This is a genomic window from Acinetobacter sp., from assembly GCF_036666595.1.
GTDB lineage: Bacteria > Pseudomonadota > Gammaproteobacteria > Pseudomonadales > Moraxellaceae > Acinetobacter.
This window is the reverse complement of sequence record NZ_JAVWVO010000008.1, coordinates 76,859-100,191: the sequence shown is the minus strand read 5'-3', so window position 1 is coordinate 100,191 and position 23,333 is coordinate 76,859. Positions and strand designations below refer to the sequence as shown.

Genomic DNA, 23,333 nt, shown 5'->3' with positions numbered 1-23,333 from the left:
CTTTAAGCCTCGTGCTCATCTGCAAGGGATTGTTCTGCTTCACGCATTAAGCTCATAAAATCGTTCAACACTTCTGCATCATTGTGATAACCCTGTTTTTCCCAAATTTGCTGAAACAGTTTTTCTGGTGTTGGCGGTTCTAAACTCACTTTAGTGGGTGCATTGGGGTCTTGCTCTGTCGCTAAATATTGACGAGAAATACGCACTAAACGATAACGATCTTTGGGTAGTGCCTCTTCGAATTGTTGTCTCAAATTGGGCTGCGGTGGAACAGCAGTATGGTATTCAATATCAACATATTCACGTTGATCAATATCCGTGATGGCGCCTTGAGGCAATGCTTGCAGCTTTTCCAGTACCTCATTTAATTCACCGCGTATTTTATGCAGTTGAATACTTCGTGGTATTGCTAAAACATTCAATTGAAAACGGGAGGAATCGTTTTGTGTGGGATCAAGTGTCACTTCAAGAATTTGATGTTTATAGTTAATTTCACTAAACGACAGAGGGATCGGTGAACCACTATAGCGGATATGCTCTTCACCGACTTTCTGCGGTTTATGCAAATGCCCGAGTGCCACATAGTCAATGATTTCATCAAATAATGTTGTGGAGAGCGCTTCTTCATTACCAATCACAATAGGCCGTTCAGAGTCTGAGGTTTCGCCGCCTTGCATATGTGCATGAGACATTAAAATCAAGGCTTGATCTGCTGTTTTACGGGCTTTGGCCTCGGCAATCAGTTGTTGATGCAAATAGGCAATCGCGTTTTGACTATTGGTGGTGTGTTCATTAAAGCCTGTAATTTCAGCAGGACGTAAAAAGGGCAGACTCAGACACCATGCCACAGTATTTTGTTGCTCATCTAAAATCGGGACCAATAGGTGCTCAAGATAGATCTGCTGTTGGCTATTTTTATGAATCACTCCCACCGCTTTGGCATTGTATTTGGCCAGTAAGGGTTCAACTTGTTCAATGCGATAGCCTGAGTCATGGTTGCCTGCAATCATCAAGGTTTGCATATGCGGTGCACGTGCATGTGCATCTGCTAAGAACTGATAGAGTTGCTTTTGTGCGGACGATGCAGGGTTGATGACATCGAAAATATCTCCTGCAATCAAAAGCGCATGTGGCTGTCTTGCACTGATTTGTTCCAGTAACCATGCTAAAAACTGTTCATGTTCATACTGACGGGAATGGTTATAAAAAAACTGTCCCAAATGCCAATCAGATGTATGAAAAAAACGAACAGCCATAGATACCCCAAGCTCAAAGCGCAATAGAGCTATAAGCTAACATAAATCAAAATTATTCGATGGATAATTGTCGTTACGACGACACTTTCTGACCTGACAGTTGAGTGCCTATTGGTAAGTTAAACTGCACAGAGGAATCGGTGAGTGATTATGTGAAAAAGAAAGTGATGGGTTTATATGATTAACACTATAGTAAATAGATAAATTATGATTAAAAAATGTTCTTTTAATAGGGTATTATGTAATTCTATGAAATTGTATATCGTGTCATAGCCATAAAGGAAATGAGCAGATTACTCACGGATTCAATTTTGAGACTTTATAAGAATGATTTATGCAGAATGTCTAAAAAATAAGTCATGTATTGAGTAGGACAGCGTATAAGGAGAACGTAACTATGTCTGATTCTATTTTCAATTCGCCCCGTATCATCAATGATCTGGTGTATAAGACACTGATTGAATCCACACTTGCTATTCCTTGGAGTATTGATTGGGAAACTAAAACGTTTAGTTATATTGGCCCACAAATTGAAAAAGTGCTGGGTTGGAAGCAGGATTCGTGGAGAACAGTCGAAGATTGGGCGATGCGAATGCATGAAAATGATCGTGCCTGGGTGGTTGATTTTTGTGTAGCACAATCAATTTCTGGGGTTGATCATGAGGCAGACTATCGCGCACTGACCAGCAATGGAGAATATATTTGGATTCGCGATGTGGTGCATGTGGTGCGAAAACCAGATGGGGAGGTCGATAGCTTGGTTGGATTTATGTTCGATATTTCTGAACGTAAAAGACAGGAACAAGAATTAGAAACGCTGAAAAAGCAACTGGAAGAATATTCGTATCAAGATGGTCTAACAGGAATTGCCAATCGCCGCTTCTTTGAAGATAGCTACCAACGCGAGTGGCTCAATGCACAGCGTGAACAGCAACCACTGACCCTCATGTTATTAGATATCGATTATTTTAAACAATATAACGATTATAATGGTCATATTCTTGGTGATGCTTGCCTGAAACAAATTGCACAAATACTGAAAAAAAGTGTCTCACGTCCACGTGATTTGGTGGCGCGTTTTGGTGGGGAAGAATTTGTTTTGATATTACCCGATACCTCACAAGCGTCTGCAATTGAAGTGGTGGAGCGTATTTTACAGAGTATCCGAACCGCTGATATTTGCCATAGCTCATCGCCATTGGATCAGCGTTTATCGGTCAGTTTGGGGGTGAAAACCATTATCCCAACGCATAAAAATGACAAAATGGCTTTCTTAAAAGAGGTCGATCAGAACTTGTATTTGGCCAAAGAACAGGGGCGTAATGGTTATGTCATTCAGGATGCGGCAGACGTTCAGCACTTAAACTCATATTAACTTTTAAGGGCTTCTTCATCTATTGAGGTGGGGGAGTACTGCAAAAATCAGTCCTCAAAAAAATAAAGACCGACGATTCGAGTGATGATGAAATCGTCGGTCAAAGAAAACTGCTTCACGCTTAAATGTCGGCTGCTGACAACATTTAAATTTGGAGCCAATCTTATTGCTCTAGGAAAGGTCACCGTACGTATTGTGGATGCCGGTACAATGTTGACGGTTGCTGCGACCTTGTACCCTATTTAACGCGCATCAACTTCGATTGGTTGACATGAAAATGAAAAAAAACTGAATTTTTTTTATAATGATTTTTTGGCTGGGTTTAAAGTAGCGCTATGATTTCGCTAACACGATATTTTCTCTGGTTTTTTTTCATATGTTTTGTCTTTAGCTGTGTCTGTGGTGTACTCGCTGCACTACTTCCGACGGGGATGGGAGCAGTATTAACGGCTGTACCTTATTTGGTGGCCATGATTTGGGTTTTACATAAATTTATTAAGCAACAGCGCCGTGCGCCAACCCAAGCGGAGCGGAAGAAATTCACTTTAGGTTTTAGTCTGATTTTTTGGAGCTATAACTTTGCCTTTCTCATGTTGGGGTTATTTATCTTTACGCAGGGCGATGCCGAAGTTGGGCAAAACTTTATGCTCTATGTCCAACAACCACAGTTTATCAGTATGGTGGTGATTCTGGTTTTATTGATCGCGATTCCGCTATATGTGCTGACCTATTGGTTTTATGGCAAACAAGCGGAGCGTATGGCGGCAAAAATGATCGATCAATCGTAAAGCGCTTGGCTAAATGCTATAGTTTGATCAAAAGCATCATTTGAGATCACGCTATGCAAAAAGAACGTGTATTGGTGACAGGAGCAAGTGGTTTTATTGGTTCAAACTTGCTCAATTATTTATTAGAAAAAGATTATGAGATCATTGGTTTAAGCCGACAGAAGAATCCTCCTAAAATTCACCCGCATTTGACTTGGATTCGAGCTTTAGAAGAACTCAAGCATGATCGCATTGATTATGTGGTGAATTTGGCTGGGGAAAGTATTGCTCAGGGGCGTTGGACAGATGCCCGCAAACAAAAGCTGATCGCCAGTCGCGTTGAAATGACGACGATGCTCTATCAATATCTCGCTAAAAGAAAGATTCAACCGAAATGTATTATTTCAGGTTCAGCAGTGGGTTATTATGGTATCGATCCGACTGAACAATGGTCAGCGTGTTGTAATGAGCAGTCAGCTCCGCAGTCTATTTTTATGTCAGAGTTGTGTCAAAAATGGGAACAATCTGCACGGCAAGACACGTCGCAAAATACCAAAATTATTCGTTTAGGCGTGGTCTTTGGGCGTGGGTCAGGCATTTTGCCGCAAATGTTGTTTCCGATCAAAATGAACTTATGTGGACGTATTGGTTCGGGGCGGCAACCTGTGGTCTGGGTGCATATTCAAGATGTGCTGCGAGCGATTGAGTTTTTAATGCTACATGAAACCACTGCACAAGTTTTTAATGTCGTCAGTCCAGAAAAAGTCACCCAGTCAGCGTTTGCACAAACCGCAGCGCAAATTCTGAAACGTAAACCTTTACTTTCTTTACCCGCTTTTGTGCTGAAGTTACTTTTAGGCGAACAGTCTCAACTGGTGTTGAATGGTCAGTTTGTTCGCCCAGAAGCATTGAAGGCAAAGGGATTTGAGTTCAAATATCCCACTTTAAAAGAAGCCTTGATCCACATTATTCAACCGCAAAATTTACCCAAGTAGCGTTTGATCAAGCAAAGCTTACCAAACGCTCAGGACTATAGGCACTGGCGTCAACCGTTAAGCTTTGGCCCAACATCAATTCGCGTAGCAGTCGTGCAGATGCGGGCCCCATGCATAGACCATTTCTATAGTGACCGAAATTTGCCCAGAGATTGGCTATTTCAGGGAAGGGGCCGATATAAGGGACGCCCGTTGGCGAACTTGGGCGTAGACCCGCCCAATGCTTCACAATTGGGAAATCGGCCAGCTCAGGTACCATGTTCAAACATGCTTTATAAATATTTTGCTGGGTTTGTAGAGAAGGGCGTTGGTCAAAACCGACATCCGCCATACTTGAACCACAAACAATATGACCGTCCAAACGTGGAATCAGATACATAACCTGATTCATACACATGGTTGGTAGCCAGTTTTCTGGGGTTTTAAACAGTAACATTTGCCCTTGTACTGGGTTCACTGGAATGCTGCACTGGAGTTGTTCGGACCAGTGCTGTGACCATGCGCCTGTTGCAATCACCACATGATCCGCTGAATAGCTCTGACCATCGGCAGTTTTTACCCCTTGAACTTGCTGATTGAACATGTCAAACGAATGTACCCACGCTTGCTCATGAAAGGTGACTTGTGGCTGCCGTTTGAGATATTCCACAATCGATTTGAGCAGTCGCGGATTGCGGACATTGGCCAACTGCGGAAAATGGATGGCTTGTTGAAAGCGTGAGGAAATGCGTGGATTGACCTGTTCTAGTTGCTCGCGTTGTAAAAGTTCACAATGCTGCATCGGTTCTTGATGTTGATCTTTATAATTTAGGCCAATGTCAAAATCAGTTTCATCAAAAATCAGCATACCTGTTTCATGGATTTCAAAATCTATCCCCGAGACTGGGCTAATTTTTTCGTTCCATGCTTGATACATGCTTTTGCCATATTTGGCGAGGTCATTGACACTTTGTGGATAGCGCCATGGGTACATCGGGGAGAGAATCCCTCCACCTGCCCATGAAGCTGCTTGTCCCGCTTGCTGTTGGTCAAAAATCTCAACCGAACAGCCGTGTTCAATCAGCTCAAGCGCTGTCAGTAAACCACTGATTCCTGCGCCAATGATGGCAATATGCATTGCAATTCAATCCTTTTAAACGCGCTGTTATTTCATGTCTTTTAGTTTCAGTGCCGCTTCTTCTGCAAAATAGGTCCAGATGCCATCTGCACCCGCGCGGCGGCAGCTCATCAGTGATTCAATAATCACGCTGTCCGATAACCAGCCGTTTTGGATGGCCGCTGCGAGCATGGCATATTCGCCACTGACTTGGTAAACGAAAGTTGGCACGCCGAAGTTGTCTTTGACTTCGCGGACAATGTCCAAATACGGCATACCCGGTTTCACAATCACCATGTCAGCCCCTTCTTGAATATCAAGGGCAATTTCATGTAATGCTTCTGCGCGGTTGCCGACATCCATTTGATAGTTGTATTTGTTGCCACCTTTGAGGTTGCTGGATGAACCGACCGCATCACGGAAAGGGCCATAGAAGCTCGACGCGTATTTTGCTGAATAGGCCATGATTGAGGTGTAGATATGACCATTGGCTTCAAAGGCTTGACGAATCGCACCGATACGACCATCCATCATGTCACTTGGCGCAAAGACATCTGCTCCAGCTTCAGCATGGCTTAACCCTTGTTTGATCAGTGCTTCAACGGTTTCGTCATTGAGTACATAACCTGTTTCATCAATAATGCCGTCTTGACCATGCGTGGTATACGGGTCAAGTGCGCCATCGGTAATCAGCACCATTTCAGGTAATTCTTTTTTGAGCAGACGTAGCGTGTTTTGAACCACACCATCTTCACGCCATGCTGCTTCGGCACTTAAGCTCTTATCTTCTTGGGGAGTAACCGGAAATAGCGCCAGTTTCGATACGCCAAGTTCGAGTAAACGTTCCGCTTTTTTTAAGAGTAAGTCTGCAGATAGACGCTGCACCTTCGGCATACTGGGAATGTCTTGCGTCTGGTTCTGTCCCGGTAGGACAAATACTGGATAGATAAGATGATCTGTCGTTAAATGGGTCTCGCGAACCATAGAGCGCAGATGTTCATTTTTACGAATACGGCGCATGCGAGTAGCGGGGAAGGCGGGACGATTGAACGTATAGGTCATACAAATCTCGATAATCGGTATTAAACTAGGTCAGTATTGTAGACCTATCTTATGGCTTTGGGCACATATTGACGGGTTTTTATTGTTTTAAGAGTGAAGCAGATTGTTATGAGTAGTGGTGAAAAAAGCTGGACGGGCAGCATACACTTAGGAGCAAAAGTGGATATTGATGTGGTTTTTGAGCAGTTGGTTAAGGCTTTTAATGCGTCGCCATTTTTTAAGCACAACACCATGACCATGCGAGTCGTTGACGGGCAAATTGAAGCCTATATCGATATGCAAGATTACTTAATTGGCAATGTTGCGTTCCAAATTCTACACGGGGGCGTGGCTGCAACGGTTTTGGACAGTATTGGTGGCATTGTGGCGATGGGAGAGCTGTATAAAAAAGCGGAACCTGACACGATTGCGGACACCATTAAAAAAGTATCCCGTTTAGCTACAGTCGATATGCGGGTTGATTATCTCGCACCGGGACGTGGAAAATACTTTATTGCTCGTGCAGAAACCCTAAGATTGGGGCGCAAAGGCTGCACGATGCGCATGACCATGGTCAATGATGAAGGCAAATCGATTGCCACAGCGATTGCTTCCTATGCCTATTAGTTCTAAATTAATTAAGTATTTAATATTCAAGTGAAATTTACAGCATCTAATAGGAAGTTGGATGCTGAAAACTAAAATAGACTGACCAGTTACAATTTATTTTCTCAAAATGTGATTATTTGCTCTTAGAATGCATCAAATTTTATTGTGACTTTCTCATCGACACCAATGCAGGCAATATTTGTCTGATGTCCCTTTCGCAGGGATGATGCCGGCTGACCAAGTCTGTTAGATTTAGGAAAAATCAATGACAGATGCCTCAAATACACTGCCAGATACTGATCCAGCCGATCAAATCAATGATCAAGCACTAAAAGCTAAACGTAAGAAAAGCTTAGGTTTCATCGCTGTGATCCTGATCATTGCTGCCATTTTATTCTTGATTTGGAAACTGTTCTTTAACCATTCGGTTTCAACTGATAATGCTTATGTGGGTGCAGAAACGGCCTCGATTACCTCTATGGTGACAGGCCAAGTTGAAAAAGTTTTGGTCAGTGACACGCAAACTGTAAAGCAAGGCGATGTGCTGGTTTTGGTCGATCATCGTGATGCCGAAATTGCTGTAGCCCAAGCTCAAGCCGAACTACTTAAAGCACAGCGCCAGTATAAACAAAGTGCGGCCAACAGCAGCTCTTTAAACTCGCAAGTCTTTGTTAGCGATGACGCCATTCACAGTGCTGAAGCGCAAGTGGCTAAAGCCAAAGCAGAGTTGGATAAAGCGCAAGATGATTTGAACCGTCGTCAGCAGTTGAGTGCGACAGGCGCGATTTCTAAAGAAGAATTAAGCACGGCACAAGCTGCTTTAAATAATGCGCAAGCAGGCTATAACTTGGCGCAAGCGGGTTGGGCACAGGCAAAATCCAGTCAGAAAGCTGCACAAAGTAACTTGGCTGCAAATGAAGCTTTAATTCATGGCAGCAATGAAAATTCGACTCCCGATGTTTTGGTTGCTCAAGCAAAACTAAAACAAGCTTTACTTGATCTTGAACGTACTGAAATTAAAGCGCCTTTTGATGGGGTGGTGACAAGTCGAAAAATTCAAGTTGGACAGCGTGTGGCGCCAGGTTCAGTGCTCATGGTAGTGGTTCCAATTTCACAGTTATATGTCGACGCGAACTTTAAAGAAAGCCAGCTTGAAAATGTACGCCCAGGTCAAAAAGCGGTTTTAACCTCAGACCTCTATGGTGACTCGGTTGAGTTCCATGGCACGGTCTTGGGCTTCTCTGGTGGAACAGGTTCAGCCTTCGCGCTGATTCCTGCACAAAATGCTACAGGCAATTGGATTAAAGTGGTACAGCGTTTGCCTGTACGTATTCAACTTGACCCGAAAGAGTTGGCTGAACATCCTTTACGTGTTGGCTTGTCTATGGAAGCTCAAATCGATTTAAAATCGAAGTAGTTGCGCATGAATAGCTACGTTCCCTATGGTGACTTAAAGGGTAGTCGCCTGATGCTGGCGGCCTTCGTCCTCGCTTTGGCCAACTTTATGGTCGTGCTCGACATGACCATTGCCAATGTTTCTGTGCCTCATATTACGGGAAGTCTTGCGGTATCAAGTTCGCAAGGGACATGGGTGATTACCTCTTATGCCGTGGCTGAAGCGATTTGTGTCCCTTTAACAGGCTGGCTCGCAGGTCGTTTTGGTGGCGTGAGGGTTTTTACCTTAAGTCTGATTGGTTTCACCATATTTTCGGTACTGTGTGGTTTATCGACCAGTTTAGAAATGCTGGTTTTTTGCCGAATTGGCCAAGGTTTGTTTGGTGGCCCGATCATGCCGCTCAGTCAGATGTTACTGATGCGGATTTTTCCTCCAGAAAAGCAATCCCAAGCGATGGGCATGTGGGCAATGACGACGGTGGTTGGCCCGATTCTTGGTCCGATTTTAGGGGGGACGATCAGTGACAACATGTCTTGGCACTGGATCTTCTTTATTAATATCCCTGTCGGTATTGCGTGTGCTTTTGCTGCGATGCGTCTGCTTAAACCTGCGGAAACAGCAACGGCCAAACTCAAAATTGATCGCGGTGGATTGATCCTCCTGATTTTATGGATTGGGGCATTACAGCTCGTGCTCGATTTGGGACATGAACGTGACTGGTTTAATAGCCCTGTGATCGTGGTACTGGCTTTAACGGCTGTGATTGGCTTGGTGATTTTTACCATTTGGGAGCTGACCGAACGGCATCCAGTGGTGAATATCCAAATCTTTAGATACCGTAGTTTCACGATTTCTGTGTTGGCGCTGGCCTTTGGCTTTGGCGCATTTTTCGGTAGTATTGTACTGATTCCGCAGTGGTTACAGATTAATTTGGGCTATACCGCAACTTGGGCAGGTTATTTAACCGCAACCATGGGTTTTGGTAGTTTAGCCATGTCACCCATTGTGGCGAAATTGGCAACCAAATATGACCAACGTGCACTGGCCAGCTTTGGTTTGAGTATCTTGGGCGGAGTGACCTTGATGCGCTCGTTCTGGACCACAGATGCTGACTTTTTTGCATTGGCATTGCCGCAAATCTTGCAGGGCTTTGCTGTGCCATTTTTCTTTATCCCATTATCAAACATGGCACTGTCATCGGTATTGCCGCATGAAATGGCATCTGCCGCAGGTTTAATGAACTTCTTAAGAACCATGGCAGGTGCGATAGGCGCCTCTATTGCTGTCACTATTTGGGACGACCATACCAAAGTTGCACGTAGCGAAATGGTTGGCAGTTTGCATACAGAGCAAACCCAGTCGGTGTTGATGCAGCAGGGAATGAGCGCGGAAGGTGCATTAGGCTATATTTCTAGTTTGGTGGATAAAGAAGCGTTGACCTTGTCGGCAAACTATATTTTCCTGATCTTAGCCTTGGTGTTTCTATTTGCAGCATCTATTATTTGGCTCTGCCCTAAGCCTAAAATAGGGGCTGGTGGTGGCGGACATACGCATTAGGGTAATAAAAAAACCGCTTTCTAGAAGCGGTTTTTTATTCTGCATGTTATGCAGTTTTATGATGTTTTTGATATCCAAAGCAATAGAGATATTTAAATAATCAAAGTTCTGACTTTGCGCGTTTCAAGGCAGATTGCCATTGTTGCAAGTGAAATTCACGTTGATCTGGACTCATTTTTGGTTCAAAGGCACGTTCAAGCTGCCAAGACTGTGCAATTTCGTCCAAGCTTGAAAATACGCCAGACCTTAAACCCGCCATGGCCGCCGCTCCCCATGCGGTCGACTCCTGCATTTTAGGGCGTAGTACAGGCACATTTAAAATATCGGCTTGAAACTGCATAAGCATGTCATTTTGACTGGCACCACCATCGACGCGGAGCTCTTTCAGCGGTTGCTGAATATCGGCTTGCATGGCGGTCAGTACATCCGAGACTTGAAAAGCAATCGACTCTAAGGCTGCACGGGCGATATGGGCCTTATTGGTGCCGCGAGACATTCCACATAATAGGGCACGTGCTTCACTGTCCCAGTGTGGAGCACCGAGTCCAGTAAAGGCAGGAACAAGGATCACGCCATCGGTATCTTGAACTGTACAAGCTAATTTTTCAACATCGCTACTTTTTTGAATAATGCCTAAATTATCCCGTAGCCACTGAACAATCGCACCGGCCATAAATACACTGCCTTCTAGGGCATAGGTGGTTTGATTTTGGGTTTTCCAACCCAGCGTCGAAAGCAGTTTATTTTTACTGTATTGAACGGTCTCGCCTGTATTGAACAGCATAAAACAACCTGTGCCATAGGTGTTTTTCGCAGTCCCAATGTCAAAACAGGACTGTCCAAAAAGTGCAGACTGCTGGTCGCCTAATATGCCTGTGATCGGAATATTGGCACCGAGCAAACCTGCCGCGGTATCGGCGACATAGGTATCAGAGTTGATGATTTTTGGCAGTAATGCAGGTGGAATATTAAATAAATCTAACAGCTCTTCATCCCACTGCTGCGTACTTAAGTTCATCAGCATGGTGCGAGAAGCATTGCTGACTTCGATGACATGTTGAGCACCTTGGGTGAGATTCCAAATCAGCCAACTATCGATCGTGCCAAAAGCCACATGCCCCTGTTCAGCCAGTGTGCGTAGACCATTGACATGCTCAAGTAACCAGACCAATTTTCCTGCACTAAAGTAAGGGTCAATTCGGAGTCCGGTTTTGGATTGAATCTTATCTTTTAGATTTTGCTGTAAGAGCTGATTACACCATTCAAATGCGCGACGGTCTTGCCAGATAATGGCTGGTGCAAGCGGTTGCCCTGTGCGTTTATCCCAAACCACTGTCGTTTCTCTTTGGTTAGTAAGACCAATGGCTTTGATGTCTTTGGCTAAAATGCGAGCAGAGGCCAGAGCCTGCTGTACAACGGCAATTTGTGAGCTCCAAATCTCTTGGGCATCTTGTTCTACCCAGCCAGATTGAGGGGTATTTATACGTGTTTCGCGTTGCGCCGTTGCCTGAACTTGACCTTGTTCATTGAAAATAATGGCACGACTCGAAGTGGTTCCTTGGTCGAGTGCAAGTAAGTAGCTCATAAATTATTTTATTGTTGGACTTGAAAACCAAAATATTAGCGCAATTATGTAATTAAGCGCATCAATATGTGTGTTTGTTTAGAAAATAGATCGTATTTTCTAGCAACTATGCTATGATTGCCGCTACTTTGGGGGTGTTTCTGGCTTCGACGCTGGTGATGAAACTCATAGATGCATGTCGAGAGCGCATTTTCTCTCGTAAATCAAATTTGCATTTTTTAGTCGCAAACGACGAATCATACGCTCTAGCTGCCTAAGGGCAGCTTGTCCGCCTCTCCGAATACTTGTGGTTAGAGAGTCCGACTGAAGCGCACGCACACAAGTCCGTATAAAACCAAGCCTCGGGGTTTTGTACTAAATTAAGAGGATCGCGATTTGTACCCTGTTCGTCGGGTCACAAAAAGTTAAAACAGTAGACGATATCTAAGCATGTAGTATTCTCGAGCGTAGTGCTGGCGGACGCGGGTTCAACTCCCGCCACCTCCACCAAATACCTAGCTTAATATGACTGAATATGACGTTATATAAAGCGAAAAGGCTTAAACCGTAAGGGTTTAAGCCTTTTTTTATGCCTGAACATAACTGAACTTAACCGAGTATATGAGTTTGTATCATGTATCACATCGTGTATCATTGATAAATTATTGAAACCACTGTGATACACAATGAAGCGTTCGGATATTAAAAAGCGCCCTTTATCAGATACAACACTGGAAAATTTAAAGCCCGAAGATAAAGACTATCGAGAATTAGACGGTAATGGGCTTTATTTCTTTGTACAAAAGAATGGTAATAAATCTTGGCAATTGCGATACAAGAAACCCGATGGAAAATGGTCTTGGGTTGGATTGGGTGGGTATCCTGCGATTAAAGGGAAGTTAGCTCGAAAGAAAGCACAAGAGTTGTTGAATGATATCGGTAATGGTGAGAATCCGATTATTAGTAAGCAAGAGCGGAAGATTAAAGAACTCGAAACGAATAATGCTACCTTTGAAGCATTAGCCCGTGAATGGCTTGATACGAAGCAAACTCAATGGGTAGCAGATACCATGACACGCAACAAAGGAGCATTAGAGAAACATATTTTCCCAATGTTTGGAAAACGTTTATTTGTTTCTATTCGACCGATTGAATGGATGGAATATCTCAAGCGTATTCAACTTGAGCAAAAGATCTATGAACAAGTAAAACGTATGTGTGCAATGTGTCGTGATATTTACGATTATGCAAAGGTTACGGGGCGTATTGATTACAATCCATTAGAAGGTATGCAGAAATATCTTATTCAGGGTAAAAAAGAGAATATGGCTCATGTGTCGGAAAATGAATTGCCAGCACTACTTCGAGCTATTAAAAATTATCCAGCGTTAGATAGTCGTATTGGGTTGCAATTGCTTACTTTGTTGTTTACTAGACCAAGTGAATTGCGTGAAGCTAAGTGGGAAGAGTTTGATTTAGAAAATGCGCTTTGGACTATTCCTGACTTTCGTATGAAAAAGCGCCGTGAGCATACCATCCCATTATCAAAACAAGTTGTTCAATTACTCCAAGAGCTTAAAAGCATTCATTCAGAATCAGATTATCTGTTTCCGAGTAGATCTAACAAGAATAAGCCTAAATCAGACACAGTCTTTATTATGGCTTTGCGACGTCTTGGTTATGAAGGTCGTCAAACACCGCATGGATTTAGACATATTGCGAGTACGATATTGAACAATAAAGGCTTTGATGAGCGTCATATTGAATCTGCACTTGCACATGTAAAAGATGGTGTAGCAGGTGTGTATAACAAAGCACAATATTTGGAAGATCGTGCACGTTTGATGCAGTGGTATGCCGACTATCTTGAAGAGTTAGCAGATATGAAAGTTATTCAGTTTAAAAAGGTAAATTAAGATGGAAATGTTATCTTTAACTGATGTTAATAAGTTATTGAAAAGCAAATTTATTGAATCTATTGTTGCTAATAAATTACGTATATTTACTGTTTTTTCAGGATATGTAGCAGAGCTTAACAGATGTAATAATTTAAATATGACTCAAGAGAATGAGCAATTGAATGAATTGGCATTATCAATATCGGACAAGGATCTGCCACTATTCGACAAGATAAAAATTATAAGCAGATTAAAGAAAAGACAACTTGATTCAGATAGTAATAATTCTGAAGAATACATGGTTTCACGGTATCTAAAAATAGGTAGCGAACATGAGCTAAAATTTATAGAAATTGAAAAGAGTTTACAATTAAACGAAATGATGTTGAGTGAACTCGGTACAGTCTATTGTTACGTAGATACTTGCTTATCAATTTTAGGGAATGCTGACATTAATAGGGTTGGCTACATTCTATATGCTGAAGAATTAATGGCTCATACTGGCAGTGCTTTGATAAATAAAAAAGGGGATTTTTTTCCCGTCTTATTAAATGATTTTATCCATCATTATGAGTTAATGTCTTTAAAGTTAAAATTAACTCAAGCTTCAGTGTTTTTCTTAAAAGAAGAGGTGGATTCCGTATTAGTGGAAATAAAAGAGCAAAGAAAACTTAAGTTAAAGGAGGAGCGAAATAGAACAATTGAAATTATAAATAAGAAGCGCATACCTAAAAAAAGAAAAGGGATTGAGTTCGCTATAGATTTATGGAGTAAAGATCAAAGCTTAAGTAAGAATGAAGTAGCAAGTAAAGTGAATCAACATTTGAAGTCTTTAGGTTTTGAAAAAACTCCCCAGAATAAGACTATTGCCAGTACTTGGTTAACAGAAAGAAAAATCCCTAATCTACCTGATCATGCCTCACAAGTAGGAATGAAAAAACAACTGATTAAAATTTAATTGGTCAACTCGATCAAACTTAACCATTACAAAAAAAATAGATATTTTGGAAAAATAGTAAGCATTTTAGTATGACTCCACCGCAACGAGCATGGAGTTCACAAATGTATCCTCTTCAAATCTCATATCGAAAAGCATGTCAAATGCTTGATGTATCAAGAGATACACTGCGGATCTTAATTCTACGAGATCCGTCATTTCCAAGACCGATTAAGCTAGGAAATACTCGACAATCCCCCGTGTTCTTTTCACACACAGATTTAGTTGAGTGGCATAACAAAAGAAAGTTGCAGTCATGATTCCTGAGTATACATGGCACACTCGCCCACAAGCATCTGAATATTTGGCAAACAAATTGCCATTTAAAACAGTAAAGCAGTGGTACTCATTTCTTTCAAATAATCGAACTTCAAAAGAAGTTTACACCCTAAGGTTTGAACAGCGTTGCGGAAAAATTTTCTACAGCCAGCGGACGTTGGATGCCTTTATAAAAGCTTCCACATCTATTGCTAAACACTAAGTCCTAAAGGAGAAAATCATGGACGTAAAAACTCAAGTAGCTACTAAAATCGCATTAAAAGTTTTTGATGATGTTAAATCATCAGAAAAATGGGATGACATTTTTGTAGGTGAATTTGATTGGGATGAATTCGAAAGGTTAATGCCGAAATATGATCTGGATGAAATGATCAAAAGTTTAGGCATTAATCAGAAATCTATTGATCAGATGATTGAGGAGCTTAATGACAAAGTTGATCATCAAATTGAGATGCTACAACAAAGTGAAGTTCAATCTTAAATGATCGCCTTCTAATCAAAAACGGCTCAATGAGCCGTTTTTTCATGTCCATTTAGGGAGTAAAGAGATTGAATAATTTAACGGCATTGAGTGTAGAGCATCAAAAACTGATAGATAGATTGGATCAATTAGATTTTGTTGATCCATTTAGTAAGTACCACTATGAAGAAATGAAGGCTATTAAAAGTGAAATTCTTCGTCTAAAAACAAGAGAGGTCTGTAAACCAGTTGAAAAAAGGAATTTAAGTTTCAATATTCATACTTCTAATGATGAGCTTGATTTAATCATTGAAAATATGAAATTAATTTATGCAAATAATGCTAAAAATGCGGATCAACTGGAAACTAAAATTTTATCCAATATCCATAGCTATGACTTTAAGGCTATGAACATTACGATGAGAGCGAGAGTAGACTTTTTAGATATTTATTTTGAAATTAAAAAATCTTCTACTCGGCATGATATTAAAAAGTATTTAACCGAGAAAACAGGTATTAGACATTACATCAAAGAAAGCTTTAATGGATATGTAATTCGATTGCATGACATGAATTCTCAAAAGATTTTAAATGAGCGATGTGGTCTTTTAGATCATTTTGGTTTGATTAAAGAGAGTATGAAGATTGTGGAGTTGGAAGTAGCTTTAGACTTCTATGGATATAAGCATTTAGGGCTTGCTACGGCGCTTCTAAAGGCGTTAAGGCTTCCAAGTACTACAATTAACTTTAGGGTCTTTAAAGCGCAAACAGGCGTATTTATACCTATTCCTGTTAATCCAATTGTACTCCACAGAAAGTTAACAGATGGTTTCAATATCGGCATCAATCATAGATTAGCTAATGAGTATTGGCATATATACCAAAAGCAGACGGATCAGAATGGTATGCCACTAATTGAGAGAGAATGGCGAATTCGTGTGGAGAAAAATATTAAAGCCCCTGTACTAAAACGGCTGAATAATTCATTTTCAAACATCCGACAGTTGTTGTTGGAAAGCTTTAAAGGGCTTCGATTTACACATTTAAAAGCAGAAGCATCTAGTCATCAAGTGGATGTTTATATGAACAAAATTGATGTCTATGGCATGGAGAAAGAACCGTATTTTGATTCATATCGGAACTTAAGAAAGCTCATTCCTGATATAGAAATGAATGCTGAATTGAATAGATTGGTGGTGAATGCAGTTTGTAACTTAGCTAAGAACTTTAAGCATTACTCGTAAAATTGCTGTAGTTAATTTATAGCTACAAGGACGCCGTAGCCTTGTTATAGTAAGGTTCACGGCATTTTCTATGAAATGATTCTGCCTAATAACTTATATATCTTACTAAGATACTTCTTCTACGATGAAACTTAACATTTACTTAACCCCAACTTAACCTAATTTGAGAAATGACGAAGTCTTAGAAAATTAGGAAAATGCTGGGTGGAGACCATTTAAAAAAATTGAGCTAACTCTGAACACCTTATACTTTGATTAAGATTTTATCTGCATATAAAGTTAAGAATTTTCGTATATAAAACTTATCTGAAATACTAAAGCTTTAAATATAATAAATAATAAAATACAATTAGATATTAAAATTTTTAAAAAATTTAGCTATTAATTAGTAAATGTAGAGAAAAGTATGACGGACAAGATTGTAAAAGAACTAGCTCTAAGCGTAGGGAGACCAGTAGATAAAATTTTGGAACAAATAAAAGATGCAGGATTGTCTCAGCGTAAAGCTGAAGATATCATTTCAACAAAAGAACAGGATCAATTGATATCTTATCTAAGAATAAAAAATTCCAGCAGTCAAATCCACGATAGTTTTACAATTAATAAGCGAAGTACTAGACCTAAAGTCGCTAATCAAAAGCCAAAAACTATTAATGTCCAAGTAAGTAAAAAGTATACATTCTCAAAACCAGATCCAGAGCAAATAAAATTAGAAGCTTTAAGCAAAGAGAAACAACGAAATTTAGCGGATTTTAGTAATTTTATACGTGATTATTTACCTCATATAAATGAAAAGGAAATTGAAAAAAGAGTTATTTTTGATGATAGATCAAAAATTATAAAGATGGATTTATCAGAAGCAAATCTTAATTCATTGAAAATTCTTGAATTTTTTGATTTATCGAGTTTGATTAGTTTAAATTTGGATAATAATAATATAAAAACATTAAAGTTGATAAATCGTATGGAAAGTATTAAGGAAATATCAATAAAAAATAATCCTGTCGATGTTATTAATATTAGTTCAGAAATTAGTAGTTTTGATGTTGTAACAAGCTTTGATTCAAAAAAAATTAAAGTTCTAGAGCTGAGTAATAATAGATTTGTAAATTTTGAATTAAAAGGTAATTATGAAAATCTCAAAATATTTAAATTAATTAATAATTTAAATGAGATTGATGATGTCTCAATACGTGCGGATTTTAACCGTATTGGATATATGGACTTCAGTAATTCAAAAATAAGAAAATTTAGTATTTATAAAAATCTACCTGAATGTTTTTTAAGATTAAATCTTTCTGTAAATTATATAAATTTTTTAAAATTGCCGTATAAGATCTTTGAGAAAAAGAATGATGGAAGTTATATTAAGGTTGAACTCGAAAAGAATAATTTACCAGATCTTATGCTGTCTGCTCTAAAGAAAAAAAGTTTACCAGAGAGGTATAGAGAGTTAAGGGATATATTTTTTGATGTCATTGAGGTAAATAGAGTTAAGTTAATATTTTTAGGGAATACGGGAGTTGGTAAAACAACTTTATATAAGGTCTTGAAGCATAAAGATAATGATTATTTTGAGTATGAGGGTAATAGTACAGAGGGTATAAATATATTTAATTATGAATTTTATGAAAATGATAAGTTAATCGAAGTTAAGGGGTTTGACTTCGGTGGGCAAGATTACTATCACAATACTCATTATAGTTTTTTCTCAACAAATGCTTTATATGTTTTTCTTTGGGGTAATAATCAATATATCTATCATAGGTCTTATTTTGATAGAAAAAATTCTGATAATGAATCAAAGACTGAAATTACGTATCCGCTCAATTATTGGTTAGGAAGTGTTTCATATTTCATTAATAGAGAAAAAAAACTACTTGAATCTAAATTTTTCAATAGTAATAGGGCTAATGAGGAAAATGTTAGGTTACATTTGATTCAAAATCCGAATTGTTCAAGTAATGTTTATGCGCCTGAGTATGATTTAGATAGATTAACACTTAAAAATAGATATCCGTTTATTTCTGGTTTTGAAACTTTTCCATCACTGACAGAAGGAAATTTTTTAAATTATACTGGACAGGTTAAAAATAATTTAAAAGAAATTATCAAGAACTATTCAAAAGCTGAAAGTTATCCAAAAATTTTAGCTAAAATAGAAGAAAAATTAAAAATAACTTTGAGTAGAAAAAAACAATTTATTATTAGTATTGATCACATACAGCAAATATTTTTTAAAGAAAACAAAGAAATTGGTTGGGATGGCAATTTTATTCAAATATTGGAATGGCTTGATATTACAATGAGTATTTATTGGATATCAGATGAGAAGCTAAATAATTTTGTTAAACAGAGTGGATTAGGATTAGAAAAACTATCTATACTTTCTGAATATGCTGTTTTGGATTTATCTAAATTGAATGAGATAATCCATAATATTTTATCAGTAGATAAAGTTGATAAGGGGTCTTTAGGTTTTTATAAGAAAAATGAAATTGATAGTGTAATTGGTGAGTTTGGGGTTGGTGATGTAGCTGACTATGTTTCAGCATTTATGTTATACAATAAAATTTATTTTGAAGCACCTAATAAGTTAGATGGGGAGGAGCTTTATATTGCACCTAATTATTTAAATAATGAAGTTACTCTAGCTGAAGAGATTTTTCTAGATTCATTTGATAAACCTTTTATTGAATACAGATTTGAAGATTTTTATCATGTTAATATATTTACAGAGGTCTTAGTTAAATATAAAAGTAATTTGAGTAGTAATAATGTATTGAAAGATGTTGATTATCTACTATGGAGGAACAAGGCTGTATTTTTTGAAAACCTAGATTCTGATCTGGTGGCTGATAATAGAAAAAAACAACCTTTAGTTCTTTTAGATTTCGATTTGGGTGAAATAATAGGGATGAATAGTATGATCCCATTGGATGATAATTCTAATTTAAGAAAACCTTCTATACGTATAAGTACTTATTCTAAAAATAGAAATCCAATTAGCGAAGAATTTCTTAAAGATATTATGATATTTATAGACAATCAACTAGTAGGTTATAATTACAAAAAGTTCGCCCTAGCGCCTAATGAAGTTGAGTATGTTGATGTTGAAAGTATAGATAACAATCTTGATAGTTTTGATGGTAATTCAACTGATCTATTTACTTGTAATAATAGAATTTATCGATCTGCTGACTTTCGATTATTTACTAATAGAAAGGTAGCTATGAGAAAAATATTTATTTCTCACTCTACAGATGATTATAGAGAAGTTCAAGAATTTATAACTCATTTACACCCACTTAAAAGAGAGGGGTTAATTGATCATTGGCACTGTAGTCAGCTAATCCCTAGTACTATCTGGGATACGGAAATCCAGAAGCATTTATGGGATAGTGATATTATTTGTATGTTGATTAGTCCAAGTTGGTTAGCTAATGACTATATTTTTAATAAAGAACTAATGGTTGCTATTGAAAGAAAGGAATTGTTTAAAAGCTCACATAATGGACGAGATATTATTATTTTTCCTATCATTATTAAGCAATGTTTATGGACTAATATTAATATTCTCTCGAAATTTCAAGCAGCGCCTCAAAAAGCACTATCTTTAAGTAGTTTTGCAGATAGAAATGAGGCTTGGTGTGATATTGTGAGAAAATTAAAGGATGTTCTAAATTTAATGGATAATCCTTCTTATGAGCCTGAAATTGCAGGGCGGTTAGGTCAAATATATGTTAATCAATATGAAGGTAAGTTGACGAAGCATAATTCATAATTTAAGCCTACGATTTTTGGGGACTATATTCATCTCATTGATAGATTTGTGTTTATATAATTTTTTAATTTGTATCACTATATGTATCACATGATTTTTATTTAATTAAATTTTCTATATAAAATAGATATTTATATGTTTAATTCAATTGACGCCACCGTAGATGAAAGGCTTGATTCTAAAGGGATCAAGCCTTTTTTCTTGCCTGAATATAAACGTAAATAGTGTTGCTTTCAATTTATCCTAGCATATATTTTTAAGGTAAGTTTTCGGCTTGTTGTGTACTAAATAACTTGCAGTTTTAAGAAACTTTGAAGGGATGTGTATCGATATAAATTATCATAAGAGTATTCACCCTTTGAAAACCAGATTATAAAGTTAGCTTTCAAGGGGGAATTCTTATTAGGATTATTTTTGTTCTTCACTAAACTCTTTGAAGTCTGCTTTACGTATTTTAGCGTGTATGCCTTTAGTTCTATCTACAACTTGTGAAACTTCAAAGTCTGTAGCTGCGCTTAAGTAAGCATAAGCGAGTGCTTCATCAATTCCATACTCCTGGTTTAAAAAACGAATTGCTTCACGAGTAGACTTTTTCATTGCTTCATCTAAATCTTCATCTAATCCTGGTGTAATCCAGAATTCAGCATTCTCAGCTAAGGGTTGTACAATTTCCTTACCTGGGATTTTATCTTTGCCTGTTTTTAATAAAGTAAATTTAAGCGTTGCACGTGCGGATGCCTCAAGCGCTGTTAATGCAACCTCTCCATCGCCCTGCGCAAAATGACTGTCACCTGTATAGAAAAGTGCACCAGAGACTTGTATTGGATAATATGCAGTTGATCCAGCACCTAATTCATTAATATCGATATTCCCGCCATACATTGCTGGAGGTACAGAATGTACAGGCTCAGATGTGTTAGCCGCTACCCCCATAATGCCCATAAACGGATATAGTGGAAAACGAATCGCTTTCCCTGACTCTGTTTTCAGAGCACCCTCATATTCACCTTTGGCATTTTTTTCTATAGGGGTAAATACAGAAACATTACCATAGCGTTCTGGATGAGTAGCAGAAGCATTTTCTTGTTTTGGTTTCTTAGGAAACTCGCCAACCAACGCACCTTTACCATGACGGTTAGAAATTACGCCATAAGGAACACGCGGTTCAACCTTAATCACTTCTACTTTTAAGATATCTCCTGGTTGAGCACCTTGTATTTCAATAGGCCCAGTCACTATATGTGGACCATCTTTATGAAAATCATGTTTTAAATTCGATTTTGTAATAGTTTTTGCTTCATCTAAGATATAGGCGTCTTTAACACCTTTTGATTTAAAGTACTTTTCTGCATCGCGCCCTTGGTCTTCTAATAAGCCTTCATGTGAAACTGTATCAAAAGTCACCACACTTCCAGAAGGAACAGAAATAACAGGTTTAGCATCTTTATTTGGTAAATATCCCCAAGTGATAGTATTTAAAGTCGAAGGTACATAATAATTACCTTTGTACTCACCATCTTTTAGTTGAACGGGTTTATTTGATATTTGCTTAAGAACATTAAAACTATCCGCATAGACTACTGAAGTACCAAGAGTACTGAAAATAAAAAGTGATAGGAGTGTGCGCTTAAACATAGAATATACCTTAAATAATTAAAAATATTGCAAGTATGTCTACAGCAAATTCTATGCCACAGCGAAAGCATTATTATTGGAAGGTTTAAATGAAAAATGCACTATTGGTATACATTTATCTGATTAAATTTAGTGCATTCATACTAAGTGATAAAGCACTGGAATTTTAAGTGGCAAGATACTTTAATTGGGATTTACTAGATAAGAAGAATGAGAGAGACATTGGATTTATATTTAAATTTTCTAATCGCCTACCCAAGTTAAATAAATTTATCAACGAAAAATGTATTCAAGCCATACAACAGTAAAAAGATTATTTGATGGAAAATAAATTGGGGTTAAGAAGAGTTGAGCTCAAATTTAGTCTGACAGATTGATAAAATGGAGAAGTATCATATTCAATTTGAGCTGGTAAAAATTATAAAAATACAATTAATAAAATCACACCTAAAACGACGCGATACCAAGCAAACACTCTTAACGTATGTTTTTCTACAAACTTTACTAAAGCTTTTACAACAAGTAATGCCGCAATAAAGGCTGCGACAAAGCCGATAGAAATATTCAATAAATTATCAGAGGTCAACACACTCGCATTGCGAATTAGGTCATAGGTAGCTGCACCGAGCATAGTCGGCATGGCTAAGAAGAAAGAAAATTCCGTTGCTGCTTTACGCGAAAGTCCCGATAACATACCACCAATGATGGTGGCACCTGAACGAGAAGTTCCTGGAATCATTGCGACGCATTGTGCAAAGCCAACGATAATGGCTTGTTTGATGGTAATATCCGTCGCTTCGATAGTTTTAGGCTCAATTTTTCGAGCTTCTACTGCAAAAATAATCAATCCCCCAATAATCAATGCACATGCGACTACAAGCGGACTAAATAGCACTTGTTTAATAAAATCAACAGCTAGCACACCAATGACCACTGCAGGAATGAAGGCCAAGATGACATTCATGGCAAAGCGTCGCGCGTGCTGATCACCCGAAAAAAAGCCTCGAACTAGTTCAATAATTTTGTGTCGGTACAACCAGCAAACCGCCAAAATTGCACCGAGCTGAATCACGACTTCAAATGCACGTCCCGCATCGGATTGAAAATCAATGAGATGACCAAAAAGAATCAAATGCCCAGTACTGGAAATCGGTAGAAACTCCGTTAATCCTTCGATAAGCCCTAAGAACAAGGCTTTAAGTAATTCCAAATTGTGCATAAATAAAAAATTAATAATTAAAAATTGGAATCTGTTGTAAGGCATTTCGTGCCACTTTGAAATGGGGAGGAGGAAATTTTTTAGTTTTTTATGTCATAGGTCTTGAGATGGATAGAGTATTCATGTGCTGTATGTGTATTTAGGGTCGTGGCGGGTGTCCT

At 38.5% G+C, this 23,333-nt stretch carries 17 protein-coding genes and 1 other RNA gene; 12 read left to right on the top strand and 6 right to left on the bottom strand.

All coding sequences use genetic code 11. The features are described from left to right. Window positions 1–2: 2 nt before the first annotated feature. The gene (locus RR876_RS11520; RefSeq protein WP_332478045.1) at window positions 3–1,256 is read right to left on the bottom strand and encodes an exonuclease SbcCD subunit D C-terminal domain-containing protein; all 1,254 of its coding nucleotides are present in this window, start codon (window positions 1,254–1,256) and stop codon (window positions 3–5) included. A gap of 397 nt (window positions 1,257–1,653) precedes the next feature. Here RR876_RS11520 and RR876_RS11515 point away from each other — a divergent pair, with 397 nt between their 5' ends. From RR876_RS11515 to RR876_RS11505, 3 genes are all read left to right on the top strand, one after another. Beyond that, window positions 1,654–2,631, top strand: coding sequence for a sensor domain-containing diguanylate cyclase (locus RR876_RS11515; protein WP_332478044.1), 978 nt, complete (start codon window positions 1,654–1,656; stop codon window positions 2,629–2,631). Window positions 2,632–2,966: 335 nt separating this feature from the next. Beyond that, entirely contained in the window at window positions 2,967–3,419 is a 453-nt protein-coding gene (locus RR876_RS11510) for an ABZJ_00895 family protein (RefSeq protein ID WP_332478043.1), read from the top strand. A gap of 53 nt (window positions 3,420–3,472) precedes the next feature. After that, window positions 3,473–4,393, top strand: a complete 921-nt coding sequence (locus RR876_RS11505; RefSeq protein WP_332478042.1) for a TIGR01777 family oxidoreductase — start codon at window positions 3,473–3,475, stop codon at window positions 4,391–4,393. A 7-nt stretch (window positions 4,394–4,400) separates the two neighbouring features. Here RR876_RS11505 and thiO read toward each other — a convergent pair whose 3' ends face one another. Both thiO and hemB read right to left on the bottom strand, forming a co-directional pair. Beyond that, on the bottom strand, window positions 4,401–5,510 hold the full coding sequence (thiO, locus tag RR876_RS11500; RefSeq protein ID WP_332478041.1) for a glycine oxidase ThiO: 1,110 nt from the start codon (window positions 5,508–5,510) through the stop codon (window positions 4,401–4,403). Between the two features lie 27 nt (window positions 5,511–5,537). Further along, entirely contained in the window at window positions 5,538–6,551 is a 1,014-nt protein-coding gene (gene hemB, locus RR876_RS11495) for a porphobilinogen synthase (protein ID WP_004694843.1), read from the bottom strand. A gap of 108 nt (window positions 6,552–6,659) precedes the next feature. Between hemB and RR876_RS11490 the strand changes: the two genes are divergently transcribed. The 3 genes from RR876_RS11490 (at window position 6,660) to RR876_RS11480 (ending at window position 10,092) form a co-directional block, all read left to right on the top strand. Then, complete coding sequence (locus tag RR876_RS11490) at window positions 6,660–7,157, top strand: thioesterase family protein (protein WP_004694841.1); 498 nt, start codon at window positions 6,660–6,662, stop codon at window positions 7,155–7,157. Window positions 7,158–7,404: 247 nt separating this feature from the next. Then, window positions 7,405–8,556: an efflux RND transporter periplasmic adaptor subunit gene (locus tag RR876_RS11485; protein WP_332478040.1), complete on the top strand. Its 1,152-nt coding sequence runs from the start codon at window positions 7,405–7,407 to the stop codon at window positions 8,554–8,556. A 6-nt stretch (window positions 8,557–8,562) separates the two neighbouring features. Next, entirely contained in the window at window positions 8,563–10,092 is a 1,530-nt protein-coding gene (locus RR876_RS11480) for a DHA2 family efflux MFS transporter permease subunit (RefSeq protein WP_332478039.1), read from the top strand. 100 nt (window positions 10,093–10,192) lie between these two features. Here RR876_RS11480 and glpK read toward each other — a convergent pair whose 3' ends face one another. After that, on the bottom strand, window positions 10,193–11,677 hold the full coding sequence (glpK, locus tag RR876_RS11475) for a glycerol kinase GlpK (RefSeq protein ID WP_332478038.1): 1,485 nt from the start codon (window positions 11,675–11,677) through the stop codon (window positions 10,193–10,195). A 130-nt stretch (window positions 11,678–11,807) separates the two neighbouring features. Here glpK and ssrA point away from each other — a divergent pair. The 6 genes from ssrA to RR876_RS11445 all read left to right on the top strand — a co-directional run bounded on the left by ssrA (window position 11,808) and on the right by RR876_RS11445 (window position 20,318). Further along, window positions 11,808–12,166, top strand: a transfer-messenger RNA (tmRNA) gene (gene ssrA / locus RR876_RS11470). 176 nt (window positions 12,167–12,342) lie between these two features. Next, entirely contained in the window at window positions 12,343–13,572 is a 1,230-nt protein-coding gene (locus tag RR876_RS11465; RefSeq protein ID WP_332478037.1) for a tyrosine-type recombinase/integrase, read from the top strand. Between the two features lies 1 nt (window position 13,573). After that, entirely contained in the window at window positions 13,574–14,512 is a 939-nt protein-coding gene (locus RR876_RS11460) for a hypothetical protein (protein WP_332478036.1), read from the top strand. Between the two features lie 538 nt (window positions 14,513–15,050). Next, complete coding sequence (locus tag RR876_RS11455; RefSeq protein ID WP_332478035.1) at window positions 15,051–15,311, top strand: hypothetical protein; 261 nt, start codon at window positions 15,051–15,053, stop codon at window positions 15,309–15,311. Window positions 15,312–15,379: 68 nt separating this feature from the next. Further along, complete coding sequence (locus RR876_RS11450) at window positions 15,380–16,534, top strand: hypothetical protein (protein ID WP_332478034.1); 1,155 nt, start codon at window positions 15,380–15,382, stop codon at window positions 16,532–16,534. Between the two features lie 406 nt (window positions 16,535–16,940). Continuing rightward, complete coding sequence (locus RR876_RS11445) at window positions 16,941–20,318, top strand: TIR domain-containing protein (protein ID WP_332478033.1); 3,378 nt, start codon at window positions 16,941–16,943, stop codon at window positions 20,316–20,318. Between the two features lie 408 nt (window positions 20,319–20,726). Here the strand turns inward: RR876_RS11445 and RR876_RS11440 are convergent, their stop codons facing one another. Next, window positions 20,727–21,953 carry an acetamidase/formamidase family protein gene (locus RR876_RS11440; protein ID WP_332478032.1) on the bottom strand — a complete coding sequence of 409 codons (1,227 nt, stop codon included), beginning with the start codon at window positions 21,951–21,953 and terminating at the stop codon, window positions 20,727–20,729. A gap of 418 nt (window positions 21,954–22,371) precedes the next feature. Then, window positions 22,372–23,172: an undecaprenyl-diphosphate phosphatase gene (locus RR876_RS11435; protein WP_332478031.1), complete on the bottom strand. Its 801-nt coding sequence runs from the start codon at window positions 23,170–23,172 to the stop codon at window positions 22,372–22,374. Between the last annotated feature and the right edge of the window lie 161 nt (window positions 23,173–23,333).